Source organism: Marinomonas algarum, from assembly GCF_020532605.1.
Lineage (GTDB): Bacteria > Pseudomonadota > Gammaproteobacteria > Pseudomonadales > Marinomonadaceae > Marinomonas > Marinomonas algarum.
The window spans coordinates 246090-269080 of record NZ_JAJATW010000002.1 but is presented as its reverse complement, the minus strand read 5'-3'; the positions used below and the strand labels follow the sequence as shown (position 1 = coordinate 269080).

17 protein-coding genes, 1 pseudogene and 1 riboswitch are annotated in these 22991 nt (G+C 46.7%); of the genes and pseudogenes, 14 read left to right on the top strand and 4 right to left on the bottom strand.

The window, feature by feature from the left end:
• The 3 genes and pseudogenes from LG368_RS03015 to LG368_RS03005 form a co-directional block, all read left to right on the top strand.
• On the top strand, positions 1–872 hold an 872-nt coding region (locus tag LG368_RS03015; protein WP_264193953.1), incomplete at its 5' end, for a group II intron maturase-specific domain-containing protein.
• Positions 873–981: 109 nt separating this feature from the next.
• Positions 982–1428 (top strand): annotated as a pseudogene (locus LG368_RS03010) (transposase); the annotation flags it as partial.
• A 503-nt stretch (positions 1429–1931) separates the two neighbouring features.
• Positions 1932–2324 carry a hypothetical protein gene (locus LG368_RS03005; protein ID WP_226753247.1) on the top strand — a complete coding sequence of 131 codons (393 nt, stop codon included), beginning with the start codon at positions 1932–1934 and terminating at the stop codon, positions 2322–2324.
• Between the two features lie 97 nt (positions 2325–2421).
• On the opposite strand, the gene LG368_RS03000 is transcribed toward LG368_RS03005, so the two are convergent.
• Positions 2422–4683: a YgiQ family radical SAM protein gene (locus tag LG368_RS03000; RefSeq protein ID WP_226753246.1), complete on the bottom strand. Its 2262-nt coding sequence runs from the start codon at positions 4681–4683 to the stop codon at positions 2422–2424.
• A 221-nt stretch (positions 4684–4904) separates the two neighbouring features.
• Positions 4905–5552 carry a class I SAM-dependent methyltransferase gene (locus tag LG368_RS02995; RefSeq protein ID WP_226753245.1) on the bottom strand — a complete coding sequence of 216 codons (648 nt, stop codon included), beginning with the start codon at positions 5550–5552 and terminating at the stop codon, positions 4905–4907.
• An 87-nt stretch (positions 5553–5639) separates the two neighbouring features.
• Here LG368_RS02995 and rsmS point away from each other — a divergent pair, with 87 nt between their 5' ends.
• Together rsmS and LG368_RS02985 are read left to right on the top strand one after the other, a co-directional pair.
• Positions 5640–5783 (top strand): pleiotropic regulatory protein RsmS, encoded by a 144-nt coding sequence (gene rsmS, locus LG368_RS02990; RefSeq protein WP_226753244.1) that lies wholly within the window; start codon positions 5640–5642, stop codon positions 5781–5783.
• A 68-nt stretch (positions 5784–5851) separates the two neighbouring features.
• Entirely contained in the window at positions 5852–7093 is a 1242-nt protein-coding gene (locus LG368_RS02985; protein ID WP_226753243.1) for a leucine-rich repeat-containing protein kinase family protein, read from the top strand.
• A gap of 87 nt (positions 7094–7180) precedes the next feature.
• Here the strand turns inward: LG368_RS02985 and LG368_RS02980 are convergent, their stop codons facing one another.
• Complete coding sequence (locus LG368_RS02980) at positions 7181–7669, bottom strand: 6,7-dimethyl-8-ribityllumazine synthase (RefSeq protein WP_226753242.1); 489 nt, start codon at positions 7667–7669, stop codon at positions 7181–7183.
• 118 nt (positions 7670–7787) lie between these two features.
• A riboswitch (FMN riboswitch) is annotated at positions 7788–7959 on the bottom strand.
• Between the two features lie 180 nt (positions 7960–8139).
• On the opposite strand from LG368_RS02980, the gene LG368_RS02975 reads away from it, so the two are divergent.
• From LG368_RS02975 to LG368_RS02935, 9 genes are all read left to right on the top strand, one after another.
• Positions 8140–8538: an MliC family protein gene (locus LG368_RS02975; RefSeq protein ID WP_226753241.1), complete on the top strand. Its 399-nt coding sequence runs from the start codon at positions 8140–8142 to the stop codon at positions 8536–8538.
• Between the two features lie 254 nt (positions 8539–8792).
• Positions 8793–9875 (top strand): cobalamin biosynthesis protein CobW, encoded by a 1083-nt coding sequence (gene cobW, locus LG368_RS02970; protein ID WP_226753240.1) that lies wholly within the window; start codon positions 8793–8795, stop codon positions 9873–9875.
• Positions 9876–9918: 43 nt separating this feature from the next.
• Complete coding sequence (gene cobN / locus LG368_RS02965; RefSeq protein ID WP_226753239.1) at positions 9919–13800, top strand: cobaltochelatase subunit CobN; 3882 nt, start codon at positions 9919–9921, stop codon at positions 13798–13800.
• Between the two features lie 83 nt (positions 13801–13883).
• Positions 13884–14858 (top strand): IS5 family transposase, encoded by a 975-nt coding sequence (locus LG368_RS02960; RefSeq protein ID WP_226753238.1) that lies wholly within the window; start codon positions 13884–13886, stop codon positions 14856–14858.
• A 299-nt stretch (positions 14859–15157) separates the two neighbouring features.
• Positions 15158–16042 (top strand): DMT family transporter, encoded by an 885-nt coding sequence (locus LG368_RS02955; protein ID WP_226753237.1) that lies wholly within the window; start codon positions 15158–15160, stop codon positions 16040–16042.
• A gap of 101 nt (positions 16043–16143) precedes the next feature.
• Positions 16144–16371, top strand: a complete 228-nt coding sequence (locus LG368_RS02950) for a hypothetical protein (RefSeq protein ID WP_226753236.1) — start codon at positions 16144–16146, stop codon at positions 16369–16371.
• 53 nt (positions 16372–16424) lie between these two features.
• Positions 16425–18635: a YccS family putative transporter gene (yccS, locus tag LG368_RS02945; RefSeq protein WP_226753235.1), complete on the top strand. Its 2211-nt coding sequence runs from the start codon at positions 16425–16427 to the stop codon at positions 18633–18635.
• Between the two features lie 34 nt (positions 18636–18669).
• Positions 18670–20445: an ATP-binding protein gene (locus tag LG368_RS02940; RefSeq protein ID WP_226753234.1), complete on the top strand. Its 1776-nt coding sequence runs from the start codon at positions 18670–18672 to the stop codon at positions 20443–20445.
• Positions 20442–21830 (top strand): cobyrinic acid a,c-diamide synthase CobB, encoded by a 1389-nt coding sequence (locus LG368_RS02935; RefSeq protein WP_226753233.1) that lies wholly within the window; start codon positions 20442–20444, stop codon positions 21828–21830. Before LG368_RS02940 ends, LG368_RS02935 begins: the two co-directional genes overlap by 4 nt.
• Here LG368_RS02935 and LG368_RS02930 read toward each other — a convergent pair.
• On the bottom strand, positions 21802–22983 hold the full coding sequence (locus LG368_RS02930) for a murein transglycosylase domain-containing protein (RefSeq protein ID WP_226753232.1): 1182 nt from the start codon (positions 22981–22983) through the stop codon (positions 21802–21804). The two genes, LG368_RS02935 and LG368_RS02930, sit on opposite strands and share 29 nt — an antisense overlap.
• Positions 22984–22991 lie beyond the last annotated feature (8 nt).

The following is a 22991-nucleotide window of genomic DNA, read 5'->3' as shown; positions in this document are numbered from 1 at the left end:
ACGATTGGCTGCTCAGAAACATAACCATGGATAAAGTCGTGCTGCGTAAATGGCTTAAAGCAGGGTATGTGGAGAAAGGAACCTTATTCGCTACCGAGGCCGGTACGCCGCAAGGCGGAATCATCTCACCGGTACTGGCGAATTTGACGCTGGATGGGCTAGAACAGGCCGTTAATATAAGCGTGTCCCAAAAGGATACGCCACGACGCCCGTTTAAAATCCACGTCGTGAGATATGCCGATGACTTCATCGTGACAGGAGCTTCGAAAGAGGTCTTGCAGCACCAAGTTCGCCCGGCAATCGAGGAGTTTTTGAAGGCACGGGGCTTGGAGCTTGCTGATGAAAAGACTAAGGTCACGCATATCGCACAAGGTTTCGATTTTCTGGGCCAAAATATACGTAAGTATTCGGGCAAACTACTGATTACCCCTGCCCGTAAAAGCGTGAAGGCGCTTTTAGATAAGGTCCGGAAAATAGTGAATGAGAACAAGTCGGCGACACAGGGGAATCTGATTCTGAATCTCAATCCGGTAATCCGAGGTTGGGCGATGTATCACCGCCATATTGTGTCTAAGGCTCGTTTCACATGGATAGATCATCAAATCTGGCGAGTTCTGTGGCGGTGGGCAGTGCGTAGGCACGCCATGAAAGGTGCGAAATGGGTAAAGAAAAAATACTTCCATGTCGAAGGGGCAAGACACTGGGTGTTTGCGTCTGATGGTTGGGTTAATGGATTAAAACAACGGTTGCGGCTGTTTTCAGCAGCGTCCGTTCTGATCGTTAGGCACATTAAAATACGTAGTGCAGTGAATCCCTATAACCCTGCATGGAACTCTTACCTAGAGCGCCGCCGTCGATCGGTTTTCCCATAGTGAGGCTCGGTCATATTAAGGCTGTTGAGAGGCTTGAGCCGTATGAGAGGTGACTCTCAAGTACGGTTCTTAGGGGAGGATGGTGTGGTAACACACTGTCCTTACCCGACTAAAAGCTCATATTGGCGTGGACGCGAAAACCGGCCTGACGCATAGCCTAAGCACAACAGCCGCCAACGTACATGACATCACAGAAACAGAAAATTTGCTTCATGGTGAGGAAACCTTTATTTCAGCGGATTCTGGTTATCGAGGCGCACAAAAACGAGAGGAATTAAAAGACATCAAGGCGGATTGGCGGATTGCAGAAATGCCAAGCAAGGTGCGTCTTCTCAAGAAACACCCGAGAATCAACAAGCAACCAATCCGAACAGAGTACCTCAAAGCCAGTATCCGAGCAAAAGTAGAGTACCCGTTTAGGATCATAAAGCGACAGTTTGGCTTTAGGAAAGTGATCTATCGAGGGCTGGCAAAAAACGACAACAAACTGGCGATGCTGTTTGCCTTATCTAATGTGTTTAGAGTTGACCAGATGATACGGGCGGCAAGGGGGTAATCCGTTCAAAATCCACTAAACAAGGCTAAATAAGCTTGTTTAGTGGTGAAAAGTATCAAAACAGGTGAAATCCTGTGCTTTTTTATTTGGAAAAGAGAAGTTGAGTGTTTTGCAACTTCTTAATCGTAGTTTCCTTAGAAATCAAAATTATCTTTTAAATATCAATTACTTATTATGAGGAAAAATCAAGAATATAGTACATATATACCATTTTTTGCATGTATCCTGAATAAGCATTGAATATAATTGCAGAGTAAACTAAAAGGATGTTCTGATGCTTATTCTGCGTTGCTTTATTTATATATTTTTTGTTGCTGGCATTTCTCAGCTTATTACACTTGAGGGTTACACTCTTCTTACAGATGCTGAGTATAGTGAGAACTCTTTAATTGAGGTACTTACAAGAGAGTTTGTCTTTTGTCAGTTGTTTGCTGTTCCTAGCCGCCTCTAGGATAGATAAAAGCCTATATTTTGCCTGTACATTATTGTCATGTTTACTCGCGATGATGTTTGTTCGTGAATTTGATGCTTTTTTAGATTTCTATTTGTTTGATGGTGCTTGGCAACTTTTTGTTGTTGTTATTTTGACTTTTATTACTGTATTTGTTTGGGGGCGTATTTCCAAGATATACGGTTCCATCAAGCATTATTCCTTACAGCCAAGCTTTGGTATGTTTATTGCGGGCTTTGTGACGGTTGTTGTGTTTTCTCGCTTAATGGGCCGAGGAAGTTTTTGGCAGTCTTTAATGGGGCAGGAATACGTCCGAGTTGTTAAAAACGTTGTGGAGGAAGGGATAGAGACCTTTGGCTATGCGTTAATTTTTATGGCGGCTCTTGAACTGGTCTTAGCTTGCTGTCGTCGAACTCGTTGGATGTTAGGTTCACAACCTAACTAACGTCATTTATATGCTGTACTTTAACGCCTACAACGAACAGTTAGATAAAACGTTAAAGTACAGATATCATTAAATTAGTCTTTTAATCTGGTTATTCTCACCGTGATTCCACCTTACTTTTACGGCGCTTTGTAGGCGTCGCTTGCTCTCCAGTGACACGGCTTCCAGCGGGCTTTCCTGAGTGATGATTTTTGCGACGAGCTTTTTCTGCAGCCGCATTTTTTTCCATAGTGGGGCGATTCGAGGTGTGAGAAGCCCCTGTTGCTTGGCCTGGTTTGGCTTTTTGTGGACGCTGACGAACCTGTCGGTCTTTTTCTTCCGCGGGTACTAGCTTGTTAAGGCCATGGCCAATCAAATCGGTACGACCCATTTTTATTAACGTGTTACGCAGCTCCTGCCAGTTTCTTGGGTCGTGGTAACGTAAAAAGCCTTTTTGCACCGTGCGCTGCTTGGCATCTTTTGGTGTGTAAACGTCTTCGCTTTTATAGGTAACAGGCTTGAGTGGGTTCTTGCCGGAGTGATACATAGCGGTGGCAAGCGACATAGGCGACGGATAAAACGTCTGAACTTGATCGGGTTTGAAGTCGTTGGTTTTTAACCAAACCGCCAAGTTGAGCATGTCTTCGTCTGAACTGCCTGGGTGAGCCGCGATAAAGTAAGGAATCAAATGTTGTTTCTTACCGGCTTCTTTCGAGTACTTGTCAAACATGCGTTTGAATCGATCGTAAGTCCCCATCCCTGGTTTCATCATTTTCGATAAGGTGTCTTTTTCAGAGTGTTCAGGTGCGATCTTTAGTAAGCCACCTACGTGGTGAGTTACTAATTCTCGGACATATTCTGGGTCTTCAACGGCCAAGTCATAACGTAACCCGGAAGCTATCGACACGGTATGAATGCCATCGATGGCGCGGGTTTTGCGGTAGAGCTCTGTGGTTGGGCTGTGATCGGTATTCAGATTTGAACAAATAGTTGGATACACACAGGACAATTTACGGCACGAGGCTTGGACTTCGTCGTCATTGCAGTTCAAGGTGTACATGTTCGATGTGGGTCCACCAAGATCTGAAATATGGCCGGTAAAGCCTGGTACTTTCGCCTTGATGTCTTCAATCTCGTTGAGGATAGATTCGTGAGAACGGGACTGAATCACACGACCTTCATGCTCAGTAATTGAGCAGAAAGTACAGCCTCCAAAACAACCTCGCATGATGTTGATCGAGGTTTTGATCATGTCATAAGCTGGAATGCGTGCTTTTTGGTATTTCGGGTGCGGCACACGAGCGTAGGGCAAATCAAATACGCCGTCCATTTCGGGTGTTTCCAGAGGGATCGGTGGCGGATTCACCCAAATCTCTTTTTTGCCGTGTTTTTGGATGAGCGCACGAGCGTTATGTGGGTTAGATTCAAGGTGCAAGATACGCGAGGTGTGGGCGTACAGTACAGGATCTTTAGAGACTTTTTCAAACGATGGCAAACGGATGTAGGTCTTTTCTGGGTCGAGTTTTTCACCACGGCGTAACGGTGCGGGAATCACGCGAATCGGCATGACATCCGACTCTTCTTCGTCTTTGGTTTGGCATTTGCCTTCTGGAATGTATTCGTATGGGCTGTAAATCTGATCCACTTTACCGGGCCAATCGACACGGGTTGAATCAATTTCAGTAAAGCCGCCAGGCGGTGCATTACGCACTATGGTCGTGCCGCGAACGTCGGTTAGCTCGTCAAGAGTTTTGCCCATGGCCATTTGATGCGTTACTTCTAACATGGCACGTTCGGCGTTGCCATACAGCAAAATATCCGCCGTAGAGTCGATAAGGACAGAGCGACGCACTTCATCGCTCCAATAATCGTATTGTGCAATACGACGTAGACTGGCTTCGATACCCCCAATCATCACGGGCACATCTTGAAAAGCTTCTTTGCAGCGCTGAGAATAAACAATCACCGCACGATCTGGGCGTTTGCCTCCCATCCCGTAAGGCGTGTAAGCATCGTCGTTACGGACTTTTAAGTCTGCCGTGTAGCGGTTGATCAAGGAGTCCATATTGCCTGCGGTGACACCAAAATACAGATTAGGGCGGCCTAGGCGCATAAAGTCTTCTGTATTACGCCAGTCTGGTTGATCAATAATACCAACACGGTAGCCCTTTGATTCTAATAAACGACCCAGTACCGCCATACCAAAACTAGGATGATCCACATAGGCGTCCCCCGACACAATAATTACATCACAACTGTCCCATCCAAGTGCATCCATTTCTTCTCGGGTGGTGGGTAGGAAGGGGGAAACACCATAGCACTCAGCCCAATAGAGCGGATAGGAAAAGAGTTCTTTGGCGGTTTTATGTCGTTTAATCATTATTTACTCTTGATATGAAATACGATGAAAATCATCAGTGGGGGCTTTTTTACGCGCTAATGTAACTGAAATCTAATCTGATTCGAGTGATAAGCCTAACGAAATACGTAATAAAGGGTGGTCAAAAAATGTGCCGCATTATCCCAGAAAAAAGACAGCGGCAATAGCAGATAAAGGTAGGAGTTTAGGATATTGCGACAAAAATACGCCGCAAAGACAGTTTAAAACAGGTTGGGCTGTATTCGCCAGACACTTTCCTCATAAACGCTGTGGCCTCGGTCTCTATAGCGTTCGTGTATAAGAGCCAAATTTTCAGCGGCAATTTTATGTATACTCGGCCCCCATAGCTGAGTCACCGTTGCGTCATCAATCGAAAAAGGAGGGCCTTGCTGATCGCCGTCGTAATAGACGCTGACCACTAACACAGACGCATTGGACGACAATCGATCGAGCGTATGGGTGACATAGCGCGCACGCATTGTATCTGGCATGGCGACCATAGCGGCTCTGTCGTAACAGGCATCAAAGTCAGTTTCACAGAAGTGGAAGTAATCGCCCTCAACAATACGTAAAGGAATATCTTCTACGGTATGAATTTTTAGCTCACCATGGTGATGAGTAACATAGTTGAGATCGTTGTCACCCAAAAACTGCACCACAGCAAGGGACGACAGCTCGACGCCAGTGACTTGGTAACCTTGTTCTGCCAACCAAATTAGGTCATTTGATTTGCCGCATAAAGGAACAAGCACGCGGCTACCCTTTGGCAGCATAGGCCAAAAAGTCATTAATTTTGGATTAACGTCGTCTTTGTGAAAGCCGATACGCCCTGTTTCCCATCGATCTAACCAGAATTCATTCGTGACCACGGTTGCCTCGTTGTTTTTTGAGTCTATTGTATTTAACCTTAATCGGTATTTAGTGGTTATTCTTTCATTTTTCAATACGAGTGTATTATGTCTTTAGACCAAGCCCCTGACCATGTAAAACTTGCTGTCGATCTCATTGAGTTACTTGAAGAAAACAACATTGCACCAGACATTGCCGTGGAAGCATTAACGCTCGTACTGCGCGACTTTCAGAATAAACTTGAAAAGTAGACTCAAGAGACAGGAATTAGTTTCTGGTTTCTTGCCTTATCCATCATCTAACCCAAAAGAGCCTAGTTTTGCACACACTTGATCAATTACATCGAGGCGAGCTTCAAGGGATTGTCCGTTTGCAACTGAGTGACAATCTGACGGATTTTCCTCAAGCCATCTTCGACCTTGCTGACACACTTGAAATTTTAGATTTATCCAATAATGCACTTAGCCAATTACCAAACGATTTACATCGTCTAAAAAAACTGCGCATTGTGTTTTGTTCAAACAATCACTTTACTGAATTACCTACTTGCTTGGGAGCCTGTCAGCAACTTGAGATGATTGGTTTTAAAAGTAATCAAATTACCCAAGTGTCATCCGCATCGTTGCCAACACAAACACGATGGCTCATTTTGACGGATAATCAAATTACTAATTTGCCTGACGACATGGGGCGGCTAACAAGACTGCAAAAGCTCGCTTTGGCTGGAAATCAACTGCAAGCATTGCCTGACAGTATGGTTCACTGTGTGCGTTTGGAATTGATTCGATTGTCAGCGAATCAACTGAAAGCTTTTCCAGATGTTTTATTGTCGTTGCCTCGTTTGGCGTGGTTGGCGTTTTCAGGCAACCCTTTTTGTGCTGAGCGTGACCCACATAATGAGTTCAAAACCGTCGCCTTTGCGGATTTGGCTTTGCATCAGGTATTAGGGCAGGGGGCGTCTGGCGTGATTTCCTTAGCGACTTGGCAGCGCAATGTCTTTGCTTTCGATAATGAGGTGGCCGTTAAGGTGTTTAAAGGTCAAGTCACCAGTGATGGTTACCCTGAAGATGAACTGGACGCTTGTCTTGCTGTCGGCGATCACCCCAACCTAGTAAAGCCCTTAGCGAAAATTACGGAACCAGATTGCTCAGCGTTAGTCATGGAGCTGATTCCAAGCGATTACACTAACCTCGGCCAGCCACCAAGCTTTGTGACTTGTACACGAGACACTTTTACAGAAGGACAATCGTTTTCTATTGATCAAGCTGTGCAAATGATTGAACAAATTGATCAATTGATTGCGCATTTTCAACGTAAAAAAGTCAGTCATGGAGACTTGTACGCTCACAACGCCTTAATCAATCAGAGTGGGCACATACTGTTTGGCGATTTTGGTGCTGCGTCGAAGTACAGCCACTTAAATGAACATCAGCAAATGGGAATAGAGCGAATTGAGCAACGGGCCGTTCGACACTTTATTGATGACATGCTGAGTTTGTGTCATCAAGCTGATAAAAACAGTCAGATCTATAAAGCGTTAAGGGCGAGAGTGGCTGAATAATGCTTTATAACCCTGTTGTGTGAACAATAAAAAGGCCTCGTTGGACATGTCCAGCGAGGCCTTTTACTTTGTTTATGTCTGTGCCGTTTAGACTAAGGCTTTGGCTTTTTCGGTTAAGCGAATGCTTTGATCACACGCATTGGCTAACTCAATACCCTTTTTCACAAAATGACGGCTGAAATATTCTTTATGTTCGTCGTGTTCATGGAAGTTATGTGGCGTTAAAACCGCGGTTAGCACCGGGATCTCTGTTTCAAGCTGCACTTGCATTAGACCACTGCAAACCGCTTGCGCGACGAAATCATGACGATAAATACCACCGTCTACGACCAGCGCTGTACCGGCAATGGCAGAATAAAGACCGCTTTTTGCTAGTAGCTTGGCTTGTAATGGGATTTCATAACCGCCAGGAACGGGAATGACATCGATCAAGTCAAGGCTGTAGCCACGTTCGACCAATTCGGCTTTAAAACCTTCAACACAGTTTAAAACAATGTCTTCGTGCCAAGCGGCATGAAGAATGGCGATGCGTTTGGTTTCTGGTGTAAATTCAATATTCGTTGAGCTCTGATTCATTGTGTAATCCTAAAATAACTAAGGTGAATCAGGGCGAACGGACAGGCAAATACCTCACAGTGACACGAGATACCTTGTTAGACACGCACTAAAAAGTGGGTGGCAGAGGAATTGTCTGACGCGCTCTCTATCATCCGGACTGTAACCGTCGGCTCTGGAGTCACACCAGATCTGCTGACCCTAAAAGCACGCTAATATAAAAATGCTTAAAGGCGCTCGCGGGCTTAGAGAGGCTATTGGCCATCATCTTTACCGCCGGTGGGGAGTTTCACCCCGCCCCGAGAACGAAGTCGGATTAAACCGACGAAATAAATATACTCGTTTTTTACAGTGGCTGTCAAAGCGTCTTTTTGATTGATTTAAATAAGATTACCTGATGTGGATAGGCGAAAATACGCAATGAAATAGGGCAAGGCTTGCGATAAGATAAAACAAGCAGATAGCGCTGATAATTTAATGATGGAGTGGGAATGGAACCTCATACAATGAAAGCAAAAATAACGGCGATAGACGTGACAATAAAAACTCTGTCTGTGGTCGTGCTTGGCATACTGTTGTCAGCCTGCAGTCAGATGGGTGGACAGGACGCAACAGCCTTGTCCAATGCTGATGTTGAGGGTGTTCAATTTCACCAAACCGACTTAGTGACATACTCTTGTGATGGCGCGTTATTGACCCTGTATTTTCATGCTGATCAAGCTCAGCTTGTTTGGCAAGATCAAGAACATAACTTGACGCGAGCGGTGAGTGCGTCGGGTGCCTTTTACCTTGGTGAGGGAATATCGTTTTGGGCTCACCAAGAAGAGGCACAGTTAGACACTCATCACACGGGTAAAATAGCCTGCCAACTGCTTGCTGTTGACCCCTAGCACCCTGAATAGACTTCATTTTTCTGCTTAGGGTTTTCATCTCGCCTGATTGGTAATCCGTGTATAGTAGTGACATGTACATGGCCGACAAAGTACGAGAGAAGAAATTTACACGAACCAGTCTTATTTTCGTGGGTCGAGTGTTAGATACTGATGACTTTGCCAGCGCTTATCCTTACGATAAAAGTTAGGCACACATTTTTCAAAAAATTCATCGTCATTGTGACGAACAAAAATAAGAGCAAGGATTCATTATGCAGCTGAATAAAATACCGACAACCATAGTGACAGGTTTCTTAGGCAGTGGAAAAACCACGTTATTATCCAATGTGTTAAAGCAAGCGGCGGGCAAACGTATCGCCGTGATTGTTAATGAATTTGGCGAGTTAGACATCGACTCAGATTTGTTGCGTTCTTGCCCAATCGACTGTGAAGATGACAGCCAAGAAGGCGGAAAACGCAGCGATGATGGCTTTTACGAATTAGCTAACGGATGTATTTGTTGCACGGTCGAAGAAGAGTTTCTGCCTGTGATGGAGCAACTGGTTGCCCGTCGTGACGACATTGATCATATTTTAATTGAAACCAGCGGCTTGGCGTTGCCAAAACCCTTAGTGCAAGCCTTTAATTGGCCGGGCATCAAAGAGCATTGTACCGTGGACGCGGTGATTACTGTGGTAGATGGGGCTGCTGTTGCTGCAGGACGTTTTGCCGACGATGAGGATAAGGTGCAAGCTCAGCGTCAGGCGGATGAAAGCCTAGACCATGACCCGAGTTTACAAGAGTTACTGGATGACCAGCTAAGCGCAGCCGATTTGGTGGTCGTGAGTAAAAATGATTTACTCGATGAAGACGCTCGTGCTCGCGTACAGAAGATCATCACTAACGAAGTGCCCGATACGGTAAAAACGGTGTACATCGAAAACGGTGAAACAGCCCTAGATGTATTGCTGGGTATCGATGCTGCGACGGAAAGTCGAATTGACGAGGTGCATAACCATCACGACCACCATCACGCACATGGTGAGCATCATGATCACGCCCATGATCACTTTGATTCTTTTGTGGTAAATCTGGGGGAAGTACAATCCGATTTGTTACAAGAAACCTTGTCTGAGTTGGTTGAGAAGAACAATATTTTCCGTATCAAAGGGTTCGCAGCGGTTCATGGCAAACCGATGCGTCAGGTGTTTCAAGTGGTAGGAACCCGTTTAGACCGTTACTTTGATCGTCTGTGGCAGCCCGATGAAGTACGTAAAACTCAGTTGGTTTTCATTGGTAAAGGCATTGAAAAAGAGCAGATTGAGAATATTTTACACGATGCATTAAGCGCTTAATTCACCGTGATATAAGACAGACAAAAAATACAACGGAGAAAACGTGCATCTACTAGCGGCCAAGCCTGGTGGGTTTGTTGACGATGAGGGCATTATTGACCTTGGGCAAACACCCGCGGAACTCGTTATTTTGGCCGCTGCTGATACCGTATTAGGGGCGCTTAGCCAAGGTCTGGATGGCTGTGCTGAGCACATCAAGCAAAGCAATAGGGCATTGCCCCGTGTGCGCCTTGCTAATTGGATGCAGTTAGCAAAACCCGCTGCCTTTGACCTTTATGAACATAAGGTACTGGAACACGCGAAGGTGATCGTGGTGTCCTTGTTAGGTGGAGAGCATTACTGGGCGTATGGCTTTCAACAATTACACTATTGGGTGAAAGCCAAGCCAGGCCGTACCTTGATTATTGTGCCGGGAGACGACGCGCCAGACCCTGCCTTAACTCAGGCATCAACAGCACCGCCTGAAGATTGCCACCGAGTATGGCGCTATCTTCGTGAAAGCGGTCAAGTTAATGCATCACACCTGTTTTACTTCCTTTTCGATCGTTATTTTGATCTGACAACGGATTGGCAAGAACCCGTACCCCTTCCGAATGCTTTAATTTACCACGATGGCCATTCTTCAAGCTTTTCAGCTTGGCAAGCGCATTACAACAAAGCACTGGCTCAAAAAACGCCTGTGGTTGTCGTGACCTTTTATCGCTCCCATTTGCAAAGTGGCAATACTGCCATGTTTGATGGTCTGCTGCACATACTGGAACAGGCCGGTCTCGTTCCCCTTGCTGTTGCGATTAGTTCATTAAAGGATGATGTCTCGGTCGGGCTGATTGAATCGCTGGTGGAGCGGACGGACGCCAAGGTGATTCTGAATACCACAGGGTTTGCGGCGAATCGAGTCGGCAGCCCTGATTTGGCTTCTGAGCCAACAGATTTTCAGTCGGCCTTTTCTTCTCCTATTCCTGTTTTGCAATTAATTTTATCTGGCAGCACCGAAGAAGACTGGCAGACACAAACTCAAGGTTTACGCAGTCGCGATGTAGCCATGCAAATTGTGTTACCTGAAATGGATGGGCGTATTGTTACTCGCGCCATCAGTTTTAAAGCATCCAGTCATTACGATGAGCGTGCGCAGGTTGATTTGGTGCGTTATGAATTACACGCCGAGCGCGCTGTGCTTGTTGCCCAACTGGCCAAACGGTTTGCGAACCTTGCTATTAAATCGAATGCCGAAAAACGCATCGCCTTTGTCTTGGCGAATTACCCAACCAAAGACGGACGCATTGGCAATGGCGTCGGTTTAGACACGCCAGCGTCTGCGGTCAATTTGTTGAACGCTTTGCAAGACGCAGGCTATCCCATTACCGATGTGCCAGAACATGGCAACGCCTTAATCGAAGCATTGCTTGGTGCGGTGACCAATAATCCGAATACTCTGCATGAACGGGGTTGCTGGCAAAGTTTGGCGCTGGAAGATTACCTTCATTATTTTTATCAGTTGCCATTAGAAAGCCAACACGCCGTTTGGGATCGTTGGGGGCCGCCAGAAGATGACCATAAATGTCGCGAACAAAACGGCGAACGACGTATCATGTTGGCTGGCATTCGCCTTGGTGAAACCTTTGTTGGTATTCAGCCGGCACGAGGGTTTAACTTAGACTTAGCCGCCAATTATCACGACCCCGATTTGATCCCGCCACACAGTTATTTGGCGTTCTACTTTTGGCTGCGTCATGTGTACAAGGTGGATGCCTTTGTTCATGTGGGAAAACATGGCAACTTGGAGTGGCTACCGGGCAAAGGCACGGCGTTATCTGATCAATGTTGGCCAGACATCGTACTGGGCCCCATGCCGAATTTTTATCCTTTTATCGTTAATGATCCGGGAGAGGGCGCGCAAGCCAAACGCCGAACCCAAGCCACCATCATCGATCATTTAATGCCGCCCATGACACGCGCCGAAACCTATGGCGACATGGCGGAATTGGAAAACCTTGTCGACGAATATTATCAAGCTATGGGCATGGACATTCGACGAGAAACCTGGCTGCGCGAGCAAATATTGAAAAAAGTCCAAGAGACGCATTTGTTGGAAGAGCTGACAGGCGTTAACCTCACTGGTGATAAAAATAGCGATGACGACTCAGTATTGGAAGAATTAGACACCTATTTATGTGAGATAAAGGAATCACAAATTCGCCACGGTTTACATCGCCTTGGTGAGCTACCAGAAGACGATAAACTTGCCGACACGCTGGTGGCGTTATTACGATTACCACGGGGAAACGACACAACCAGCCAAGGGATTCTTCATGCATTAGTGAAAGACTTGGATTTGCAGAACGAAGACTTCGACCCAATGCAAAGCCTTGCTAGGCCTTGGCTGGGTAATAAGCCCAATGCCTTACTCGCGGTCAGCGACCAAACATGGCGAACCCATGCTGACACCAAAGAACGGCTGGAATTGTTCGCCAAACACTTGGTATTACGCTATTTAATTCACAACGATTCTATTGTGGAGTTAAAGCAAGTGTATCCGCAAACCGCGACTCTGTTATCACACAGTAAAAAAACACTTATGCGAGCCTTAGAGCAAAGCGCACAAGATGAAATACAAGCCTTATTGACGGGCTTGTCAGGGGGCTTTATTCCACCGGGGCCAAGCGGTGCACCCACTCGTGGACGTCTTGATACCTTGCCAACAGGGCGTAACTTTTTCTCGGTAGACAATCGCGCTATTCCATCGCCAGCGGCGTGGGCGATTGGTCAGCAATCGGCGGAAGCCTTAGTGCAGCGCCATCTACAAGAACACGGCGATTACCCGAAAGACTTAGGTTTGTCGGTTTGGGGAACGGCCACCATGCGAACCGGTGGTGATGACATTGCCCAAGCCTTTGCGCTGATGGGCATTCGACCTATTTGGGCGGCGGGTTCAAACCGCGTCACCGACTTTGAAATCTTGTCTTGCATGCAACTTGGTCGCCCAAGAGTGGATGTCACTTTGCGCGTATCGGGCTTTTTTCGTGATGCCTTCGCCAATGTGATGCGACTTTACGATGCGGCAGTGCAAGCCATCGCGGATTATGAAGAACCGGGCACAGGCAATACGATTCGAGCTAATGTTCAAGCGCGCAAACAAGCGTTATTAGACCAAGGAATGGACGAAGCTTTCGCCAACCGTCAAGCGTCTTACCGTGTATTTGGCAGCAAACCCGGTGCGTACGGTGCAGGTTTGCAAGGCTTAATCGACGAGCGTTGCTGGGATACCAAAGCCGATTTAGCGGAAGCCTACGTAAACTGGGGCGGATATGCTTACAATGGAAATACGTACAGCAGTGAGCAAGACGGCGTTGAAGCAAAATCCGCCTTTGTTGAGCGCTTGTCTCAACTTGATGCTGTCGTGCAAAACCAAGACAACCGCGAGCACGATATTTTAGATTCGGACGATTATTACCAGTTCCAAGGTGGCATGACCAACGCGGTTACAGAGTTCAAAGGTCAAGCGCCAAGCGTCTATCACAATGACCACTCGAACCCGAGTGTGCCAAAAATACGAACGCTGCAAGAAGAGTTGAATCGAGTGGTGCGCTCGCGCGTCTTGAACCCAAAATGGATAGACGCCATGCAAAGCCATGGCTACAAGGGCGCGTTTGAAATGACCGCCACTGTAGACTATTTATTTGCCTATGATGCGACCACAGATTTAGTGTCCGATTACCAATACGAAATGGTCACCGATCGTTTGTTACTCGACCCAGAGAACCAGGCGTTTATGCGTGATAATAACCCTCACGCATTGGAAGAAATGGGCGAACGCCTATTAGAAGCGATTCAACGGGGCATGTGGCAAAATGCCGAGCAACATAGTCAACAAATACAGTCCTTGTTGCTAGACCTTGATCAGCAACAAGAACAAGCGCAAGAGTAGGAATAGACACAATCGTCACCTTAGGGAACATGCGAATAAGTCCCGTGCATGAGACAATTCATTTTTAACCTTCGAGCCTGACCATGTCACATCAACTCACTTTTTCCGACAGCGAATTCAACAACAAACGTCGTAAAACACGTAAAGAAATTTTCCTTTCTCGGATGGATGAATTGATGCCTTGGGACCTGCTTGAAGCCGTGATTGAGCCTTTTTACCCTAAAGCTGGAAAAGGAAGAAGACCGTACCCGCTGTCTACGATGTTTCGCATTCACTGTATGCAGCATTGGTACAACATGAGCGATCCTGCTATGGAAGACGCGCTTTATGAAATCACGTCCATGCGTTTGTTCGCTGGATTGTCGTTGGACAGTGCAATCCCGGATCACACAACCATCATGAATTTTAGGCACTTACTGGAAAAGCATAAGCCCTCCCGTCAGCTGTTCAAAGAGGTTAATAAGTGGTTGTCTAGCGCTGGGATTTATCTAAAAGAAGGCACCATTGTCGACGCCACCATTATTGAAGCGGCCAGTTCAACCAAGAATAAAGCGAAAGCACGCGATCCCGAAATGCACCAGACTCAAAAAGGTAAGCAGTGGTTTTTCGGTTTAAAAGCTCATATTGGTGTAGACGCGAGAACAGGTCTGACGCACAGTTTAAGTACAACAGCCGCCAACATACATGACATCACAGAGACAGAAAACCTGCTTCATGGTGAGGAACGCTTTATCTCGGCGGATTCAGGTTATCGAGGCGCTCAAAAACGAGAAGAGCTAAAAGACATCAAAGCCGATTGGCTGATTGCTGAGATGCCAAGCAAGGTGCGTCTTCTCAAGAAACACCCGAGAATCAACAAGCAACCAATTCGAACAGAGTACCTCAAAGCCAGTATCCGAGCAAAAATAGAGCACCCGTTTCGGATCATAAAGCGACAGTTTGGCTTTAGGAAAGTGATCTATCGAGGGCTGGCGAAAAACGACAACAAACTGGCAATGCTGTTTGCCTTATCTAATGTATTTAGAGTTGACCAGATGATACGGGCGGCGAGGGGTTAATCCGTTCAAAATCCACTAAACAAGGCTAAACAAGCTTGTTTAGCGGTGAAAAGCATCAAAACAGGTGGAACCCTGTACTTTTTTATTTGGAGAAGAGAAGTTGAGTGTTTTGCAACTTCTTAATCGTAGTTTCCCTAAAAATACCATGGCGTTTCTTGTCTGAAACGCCATTATTCAGGGACGACTAACAAGGGTCAGCTCATTCTTACTGATAGGTCGCCTCAGCACTCAAAAAAATCACAAATACTGTGAGCTTGTCGGTTACACTTTGCAGTAATAATACTCATTGGGTCAAAGACATGTCTCACAACACTACACCAACGCTAAAAAATTGGCTTTTCCTGCTATTGCTTATTTTGCTGTGGGGGACGTCGTTTATGTTCACGGCGGTCTCACTGGAAAGCTTTAGCCCTGTCGCTATCGTTTCCCTTAGAGTCTTGATTGCCGCGATTATTCTCACGGTTTTTATGTATGTCAAAGGTTGGCGTTTACCAAGGGAGCCGTTGGCTTGGGCGGTGTTTTTGTTGCTCGGTATCATGGGGAACTTGTTGCCATTTTTCCTGATCTCGACAGGTCAGAAGGATGTTAGTTCAGGCATTACTGGGTTGTTGATGGCGTTTATGCCACTGGTAACCATGATTTTGGCCCATTACTTTGTGTCAGGGGAAAGCCTTAACCGCTTTAAGGTTTTCGGCTTTGTAATGGGGATTACTGGCGTCGCGGTGGTGCTTTGGCCGTCATTAGTCAGTGCTCACGGCAACTTACTGGGCAGTCTATTTATTTTATTTGCTACGTTTAGTTATGCGATCAATGCCATTTTAGTGAGGCGGTTACCGTCTTATAACCCTGTTGTCACCGCGGCTGGTGTGATGATTATTGCCAGTCTTGTTATCGTGCCATTGTGGCTGTGGCACGATTTACCGTGGCAACAAAGCTATTCATTAAATGCGACCTTATCGATGCTGTGGTTAGGTGTTGGCCCAACGGCGTTTGGCACCCTTCTCTTATTTGCCGTGATCGGCTCAGCAGGCCCTACGTTTCTTTCGTACATTAATTATATGATTCCTATTGTGGCGTACTTTACTGGCGTGCTTCTTTTGGGCGAAGCTTTTGAATGGCAAAGCCTAGGGGCGATGTTATTGATTATTTTAGGGATAGCGATAACACGTAAGCGGGTTGCTTAAACAGATAAATAACCGTGGGCTGTTTTGCTCCGCTCACATTTTAGCTAACGACAATGCTCCTTTTAACAGAGCGTTAGGTATTAAAAAAGGCGGTCACTTATATGGGCTATTTTTTCAGTTGGGTTTTAATCATTTTTGGCGTCGCTACTTTGCAATCAGACACGACTCAAATTCACTCTTGGGCCATGTTAATCATGGGCATACTTTGGTTAGTAAAAAAAATGAGTACACTGGGTAAACGTAAGGTTAAGACTAAAAATGGCAAATATAAACGTCGTTCGGATGATTACACATTTGGCGGCTATGACTCTTCAGAGGGTGGCGATTAGCCTTTTTTTCTGACCTTACCTATTATGTATTGTCGTCGATTAGGAGGCGTAATGTGATCTCAAATCCGTTTAAGCTCTCTCCACACACCTTACGTAAAGTGGGTGGCCTAAATCAACTGTCTTACGCCATACGTGTTTTCATTGCCCTATGCGGTGCCATGGTGCTGAGTTGGAGTATTGATAAGATTGACTGGGTAATCCCGCTTTTTTTGGGTGTCATCGCCAGTGCGTTAGCGGAAACAGAAGACAGCTGGCAAGGTCGTGTTCGCTCCTTATTGATCACCTTGGTGTTTTTTGTCATCACCGCTTTTGGAGTACAAGCTCTGATGCCTTACCCTTGGGCGTTTGGCACCAGTATTGCGATCATGGCCTTCTCTTTGACCATGGGCGGCGCGCTTGGTCGACGTTATGCGGTGATTGCTCAAGCCACTTTAATTTTGGCTGTTTACACCATGATAGGCTTGAATCAGGCGACCCATGACGTTCCTATTTGGTATGAACCGGTTTTATTGACCCTAGGCGCTCTGTGGTACGGTATTTTATCGATTATCTGGGCGGCTCTTTTTGTCCACATCGCCTTACGTCAAGCGCTCGCTTCCTTGTACATCGAGATCGGTTTGTATTTAAAACTCAAGTCGAAATTCTTTCCGCCGCCATCGTGTGCTTCAGTAGACACGCTACGTTTAAAACTGGCGCAACAGCACGGTCAGGTGGTCATTGCTTTAAATAAGGTGCGCGAAATCCTAGTGCGTCGTATCGACAGCAATCCGGGTAATCCACAGTTAGGTCGCTATATCCGCTTTTATTTTATTGCCCAAGGAATCCATGAGCGAGCGAGTTCTTCCCATTACAATTACTCCGACTTAGCGGATACGTTTTTTCACAGTGATATCTTGTTCCGTCTGCAGCGTCAATTGTCAGAAGCGGGCACAAGTTGTCGGACAATAGGCGAGGCCATTCGTGGTGAGCGAGCGATTGATTTACGAGACAGTGAGGAAGCCGTCGCAGGGGTGTTAAAATCGATGGCTTATTTAGAGCGTGAAGCCCAGCCAGTACAATGGCGTTTGTTTCGTTCATTAAGGCAGTTGACGGATAACGTGGTGGGCTTGCAACAGGATCTAGATAAAATTCCTAAATTGGAAGATGAGTCGTTAGCAGATGCGTCTCTGCAAATCCCTCAACCCAAAGCCACATTGCGTTCTATCTGGGGACAAATCAGCGATCAGATGACGCGTAAATCTCAAGTCTTTCGTCATGCAGTACGTATGTCTATTGCGCTGACGTGTGGTTACAGCATTATTCAAAATTTGAACATTGATGTGGGGTATTGGGTGCTGTTAACCACATTATTTGTTTGTTTGCCTACCTTTGGTTCAACGCGAAAACGGCTTTACGAACGAATGGCTGGCACCGTGATCGGTTTAGTGGCGGCTTGGTCTTTGATCACCTTGTTTCCCATGCAATCCGTGCAGTTGATGTTGGCCGTTGCAGCGGGGGTGGTGTTCTTTATTACGCGAACCAATCGCTATGTTTTGGCAACGGCCGCCATTACCTTGATGGTGATTTGTTGTTTTAACCAAGTGTCTGATGGCTACGATGTTATCTTGCCAAGACTTATTGATACCTTAATTGGTAGCACCATTTCTTGGTTGGCCGTGTTCTTTATTCTGCCCGACTGGGCTTACCGTCAGTTGCCTATCACGTTTGCAGAAGGGCTGCGGCGCAGTGCCGAATATTTACGGGAATTAATGCGGTTTTATCAAGAAAAAGAAGTCGATGAACAGGTTTATCGTCGCAGTCGACGACGCGCCTACAATGCGGATGCTTTGTTAACCTCTACCTTAGCCAATATGCAACAAGAGCCCGGTCACTACCGCACCAACACGGAATTATGGCAACGCTTAGTGATTCGTAGCCATACCTTGTTTAATTATATTGCCGCTTTTAGCGCACACCGAGGCAGGCTAATTGATCAGCCAAGTAACCAAGTGTTAGCAGAAGCCAGTGACTACATCGTGAAGAGTCTAGAGGACATTGCCCAATGCTTAGAAGAGAAACACTTAGTGACTTTTAATGTGGCTGTGTTTGAAGAGTGGCAGACGAAATTAGAAAACGGTGCTTCAGAAGAAGATGAACGCCATTATTTTGTGCAATCTCAGCTACAATCACTGTTTGATCAATTAAAAGAAGTTCGGCGCTTAACACATGAATTACAAGTACAGGTTCATGGCGATACGATAAAAGCGCTCGAAAAAGACACGTAACCTAATGACACGTAATTCAATAACAGGTAATTCCATGACATCGCTCGCCCATTGCAATTTTCCTTTCACCGCCGTGGCAGGGCAAGAATCCCTTAAATTGGCGCTAATTTTATGTGCCATTAACCCACACATTGGCGGTGTGCTAATCAGCGGGCCTCGCGGTTCAGCGAAGTCAACGTTAGCGCGAGGTTTGTCGGGCGTAATGCCGGCATTGCAGGGTGAAGGCATGGTGCCATTTGCCAGCTTGCCGTTGGGAACCAGTGAAGATCGTTTATTGGGTGCGTTGGACTTAGAGCAGGTACTACAAGACAAACAGGTGGCGTTTAAACCTGGCTTGTTAAGCCAAGCTCATGGTGGCGTTTTGTATGTTGATGAGGTCAACCTATTAGCCGATAACCTAGTTGATCAGTTATTAGATGTTGCTGCCAGTGGGGTGAACCGTGTTGAGCGTGATGGGGTCAGCCATCAACATGAATCACGCTTTTTGCTGGTGGGTACCATGAACCCAGATGAGGGCGAGTTACGCCCACAGCTGCAGGACAGATTTGGTCTGATGGTGTCGTTAAGCAATCAATATAGCTTGGAAGAACGTGTTCAAATTGTCCGATTACGGGAAGAGTTTGATCAAGCCCCGAGTGATTTTTGCAATGCCTTTAAATACAAGCAACGTAATTTAAAAAACAGCATACGTTTGGCACGAGCCACACTTCGTGATGTGCGTTGTAGTGACACTTTACGTATGGAGATTGCGAGCCGCTGCCAATCCGCCCATATAGACGGTGTGCGTGGGGATATTGTCTGGGTTCGTGCGGCTATGGCGCATGCTGCATGGCGTGGGGGATCAACGGTATCTAATAGTGATATTGATGCTGTCGAGGATTTAGTATTGGCCCACCGTCGTCAAAGCCAGCAGTCCCACAGCCCACAGCCGCCAAGTCCGCAGCCTAATGTAAATCAAGCGTCACAACCTCAAGATTTGCCAGATCAAGCCCCACACAATACGCCAAGCCACCGTCCAGAGGCGTCGCGTCGCCCTGATTCTTCACAACAAGCCTCCGGTGAATGGGGAGCGATGTCGCCGCAAAGACGCTCCAGCAGCAGCCCAATCAAAGTCGATATAGCCGATACCAGAACAACGGCTGTGCCTTCTCCTCGTTTCAATGACATCACGCCGGGTAAGTATAAGGGACATCAGTCGGGAGGCTATCGACCTGATACGACACAAGCGGGCCAAGGCGTTGATTGGTTTCGTAGCATAACCACCCAACCGCAAGATTGGCCGCCAAAACACCTTCTGCCAAAAGCCGATAAAACGGGTCAAAGTGTGTTGCATCTGGTGTTACTCGATACCTCTGCTTCAACCTTGAGTGAAGGGGTGTTTTCCAATGCCAAAGGGGTTATTTTGGACATTGCTCAACGTGCTTATGTGGCGCGCGAACAGTTGGCCATTATTGGCTTTGGACAAGACAATGTGTCGTCGATTCTGCCGAAGGTGCGCGCACCAAAAGACATTGCAGACTTGCTCGATAATTTGCAAGCGGGCGGTGGTACACCGTTCCGAATTGCCATAGAAAATGCCAGTCAGTACCTGACCAAGCAACACAAAACAAATCGCGAACTCCATAGTCAAACCTACATTTTAACAGATGGTCGCACGCAAGCGGACGTGTCTGACCTGATGCTCCTAGGTCAAACCGTATTAATTGATACGGAACAATCACAGGTCAAGCGCGGTCGTGGACAAGAGATTGCTGCGCACCTAGGGGCTCAATACGTATTACTGACTTCATTATTAGAGACGGCTTTATGACAACAACAGCGGCTTATTGCCCAGCACTATTTTTAACCGCACCAGCATCCAATCAAGGGAAAACCACGATCACGGCGGCGTTGGCGCGTTATTTTACCCACCAAGGTAAAGTGGTTCGTGTCTTTAAAACAGGGCCAGATTACCTCGACCCGCAAATTCTCGCTCAAGCTTCTCAACAACCTGTAGAGCAACTTGATATTTGGATGGCGGGGGATGACTACTGCCAAGATAAGTTGTTTCAAGCGGCACAAGTTGCTGATCTGATTTTGGTTGAAGGGGCCATGGGGATGTTTGATGGTGAGCCATCCAGTGCTGATTTGGCGGCGCGTTTTGGTATCCCCATGGCGATCGTGATGGATGTAAAGGGCATGGCGCAAACCGCAGCGGCCTTAGCAACGGGACTGGCAAATTTTCGAGACGATGTGAAGGTAGCAGGAATAATTGCCAATTGCTGTGGCAGTGAACGACATGCGCAGCTGATACGCGATGCTTTACCGAAGGATTTGCCGTTACTTGCAACTTTGAAACGCGATGAAGAGGTTAGCCTACCGGAACGACACCTGGGTTTGGTACAAGCTGAGGAAGTAAAAGACGAGCTTGAAATTCGCTTCGAAGCGGCAGTGGAATGGCTAAAATCAACCCATGACAATGGATTGCTCACTTTGCCAGCGCCTGTGGCATTTTATCCTGCTACATTGTCTGTTGAATCAACGTTGCCTGTTGAATCAACGGATGACCTGCGAACACGGCTAACAGGCAAAACCATTGCTGTGGCTCGCGATGCAGCGTTTAGTTTTATTTACGATGCGAATGTCATTGCCTTAAAAAACATGGGCGCAAAAGTGGTGTTTTTCTCTCCTTTAAATGACACTATTTTGCCAGACGCCGACGCTCTTTGGTTGCCCGGTGGCTACCCGGAACTGCACGCTAAAGCCTTGTCTGACAATGCGTCGATGCGCGAATCTATTCGAGCATTTCACCAAACGGGCAAGGCTATCTTGGCCGAATGCGGCGGTATGTTGTACAGCTTAGACGACCTTACCGACTTAAACGATGCCTGTTACCCCATGGTTGGCATCTTGTCTGGTCAAGGCGCAATGCGCGGTAAACGTGGTTGCCAGGGGATGCAAACGGCTGTGTTGCCCCAAGGTGAGATTCGAGGCCATGCGCATCACCGATCCCGCAGCGCCAATACGCCTGAACCGATTGGTTACGGTCGTCGACAACGTCACCCTGCGCCAGGGGAAGCGATTTACCAACACAAGGGCTTAACCGCCAGTTATCTGCACTTGTTTTTTCCGTCGAATCTTGAGGTCACGGCAAAGCTGTTCTTAGCCGACACGTTGTCTCGTGAGATTACTCATAGTTCTTCTTCGCTTTCGTGACTTTTTCCAAATAATACTGGGATTCAGTGCGCGGGTGGTCGTAACGGAGCTTTCGATACACCTCGCTGGTGGCGGTCTGGTTCAGCTTGGTCATGGCGGTGGTACGGTTACTGTCAAATGTTTTGAGTACGTTGCCTGTGCCGCCGTTGTAAGCGGAGATCATTGAGTATTCTTGGCTGAGCTTATTGTTCACTTTGGCGAGATAGCGAGTCTGTAATATATAGAGGTAAGCGCTGCCAATGTCGATGTTTTGCTCGGGTGAGAAGAGGACTTCTTTTGTCGGCTGACCGGATTTCTTCTTCACTAGGTTATACACATCTTTGCCTGCGGTGGCGGGCACCACCTGCATCAATCCATAAGCGTTTGCCGGGCTGATTGCGTAAGGGTTGAATGAGCTTTCTGTTTCTATAATGCCGTAAATCAAAGCCGGCGATAGGTTGTAACGATTGGCGGCAGCGATGACATACTCACTGTATTTTTCTTGGCGCAGGTGTTCGTGCTGTTCAACCAAATCAAAGGTTACAGAGTACACGGTTTTGCCATTTTCTTGGTTGGTTTCTAAACGGTTCGACACAAGGTAATTGGCGTAACGTTCTGCGCGCCAGCGGTATTTGACTAATTTACCATCGTGATCCATCACTTGTGGATAGAGAAAAGGCACGCCGTCCACATCGGGGGCAGAGCTGGAAAATATATCCGTTTTAGTCGGGTCAGAGGTGGTTAGCAGAGTGGTGGTGACCGCTTCGACTAAGGCGTTTTTTGAGCCATTTGCGTTTAAGGTTTCCACCTTTACTGTGCCACCATCAAAATCGACGATGGTTCTGGCTTGATAGTTATCGGTGTATTTTACGTACTGTTTCTTAGCCGGCAGTGCGGTGTTTTCTTTGCCCCAACGTTGGTTGACCTCATCGCCAAGATTACGATACAAGGTACGAATCATCTCTATATCAGCGTTAATGAAACTTTGAGTGATTTTCGCTTGTTTGGCTATCGCCTTGAGGTCGTCCAAGTCGTCTGCGTTTTTTACTTGATCCGATAATTGATTGACAGAGTCGACGGAGTCGAACGACAGCACAGATTGGCAACCTGTTAATGTGGCCAGCAAAAAACTCGCCGTTACAATCGCCTTGGTTTGAGTTTTGGTGTTGAACATCTTGGGTT

Excerpts from the sequence above, each read along its gene's own strand:
- LG368_RS03005 (WP_226753247.1), top strand. The coding sequence starts at position 1,932 with ATGATGTTTGTTCGTGAATTTGATGCTTTTTTAGATTTCTATTTGTTT.
- LG368_RS02935 (WP_226753233.1), top strand. The coding sequence starts at position 20,442 with ATGACAACAACAGCGGCTTATTGCCCAGCACTATTTTTAACCGCACCA.
- LG368_RS02950 (WP_226753236.1), top strand. The coding sequence starts at position 16,144 with ATGGGCTATTTTTTCAGTTGGGTTTTAATCATTTTTGGCGTCGCTACT.
- rsmS (WP_226753244.1), top strand. The coding sequence starts at position 5,640 with ATGTCTTTAGACCAAGCCCCTGACCATGTAAAACTTGCTGTCGATCTC.
- LG368_RS02960 (WP_226753238.1), top strand. The coding sequence starts at position 13,884 with ATGTCACATCAACTCACTTTTTCCGACAGCGAATTCAACAACAAACGT.
- LG368_RS02980 (WP_226753242.1), bottom strand. The coding sequence starts at position 7,669 with ATGAATCAGAGCTCAACGAATATTGAATTTACACCAGAAACCAAACGC.
- LG368_RS02955 (WP_226753237.1), top strand. The coding sequence starts at position 15,158 with ATGTCTCACAACACTACACCAACGCTAAAAAATTGGCTTTTCCTGCTA.
- cobW (WP_226753240.1), top strand. The coding sequence starts at position 8,793 with ATGCAGCTGAATAAAATACCGACAACCATAGTGACAGGTTTCTTAGGC.
- LG368_RS02940 (WP_226753234.1), top strand. The coding sequence starts at position 18,670 with ATGACATCGCTCGCCCATTGCAATTTTCCTTTCACCGCCGTGGCAGGG.
- LG368_RS03000 (WP_226753246.1), bottom strand. The coding sequence starts at position 4,683 with ATGATTAAACGACATAAAACCGCCAAAGAACTCTTTTCCTATCCGCTC.
- LG368_RS02975 (WP_226753241.1), top strand. The coding sequence starts at position 8,140 with ATGGAACCTCATACAATGAAAGCAAAAATAACGGCGATAGACGTGACA.
- LG368_RS02930 (WP_226753232.1), bottom strand. The coding sequence starts at position 22,983 with ATGTTCAACACCAAAACTCAAACCAAGGCGATTGTAACGGCGAGTTTT.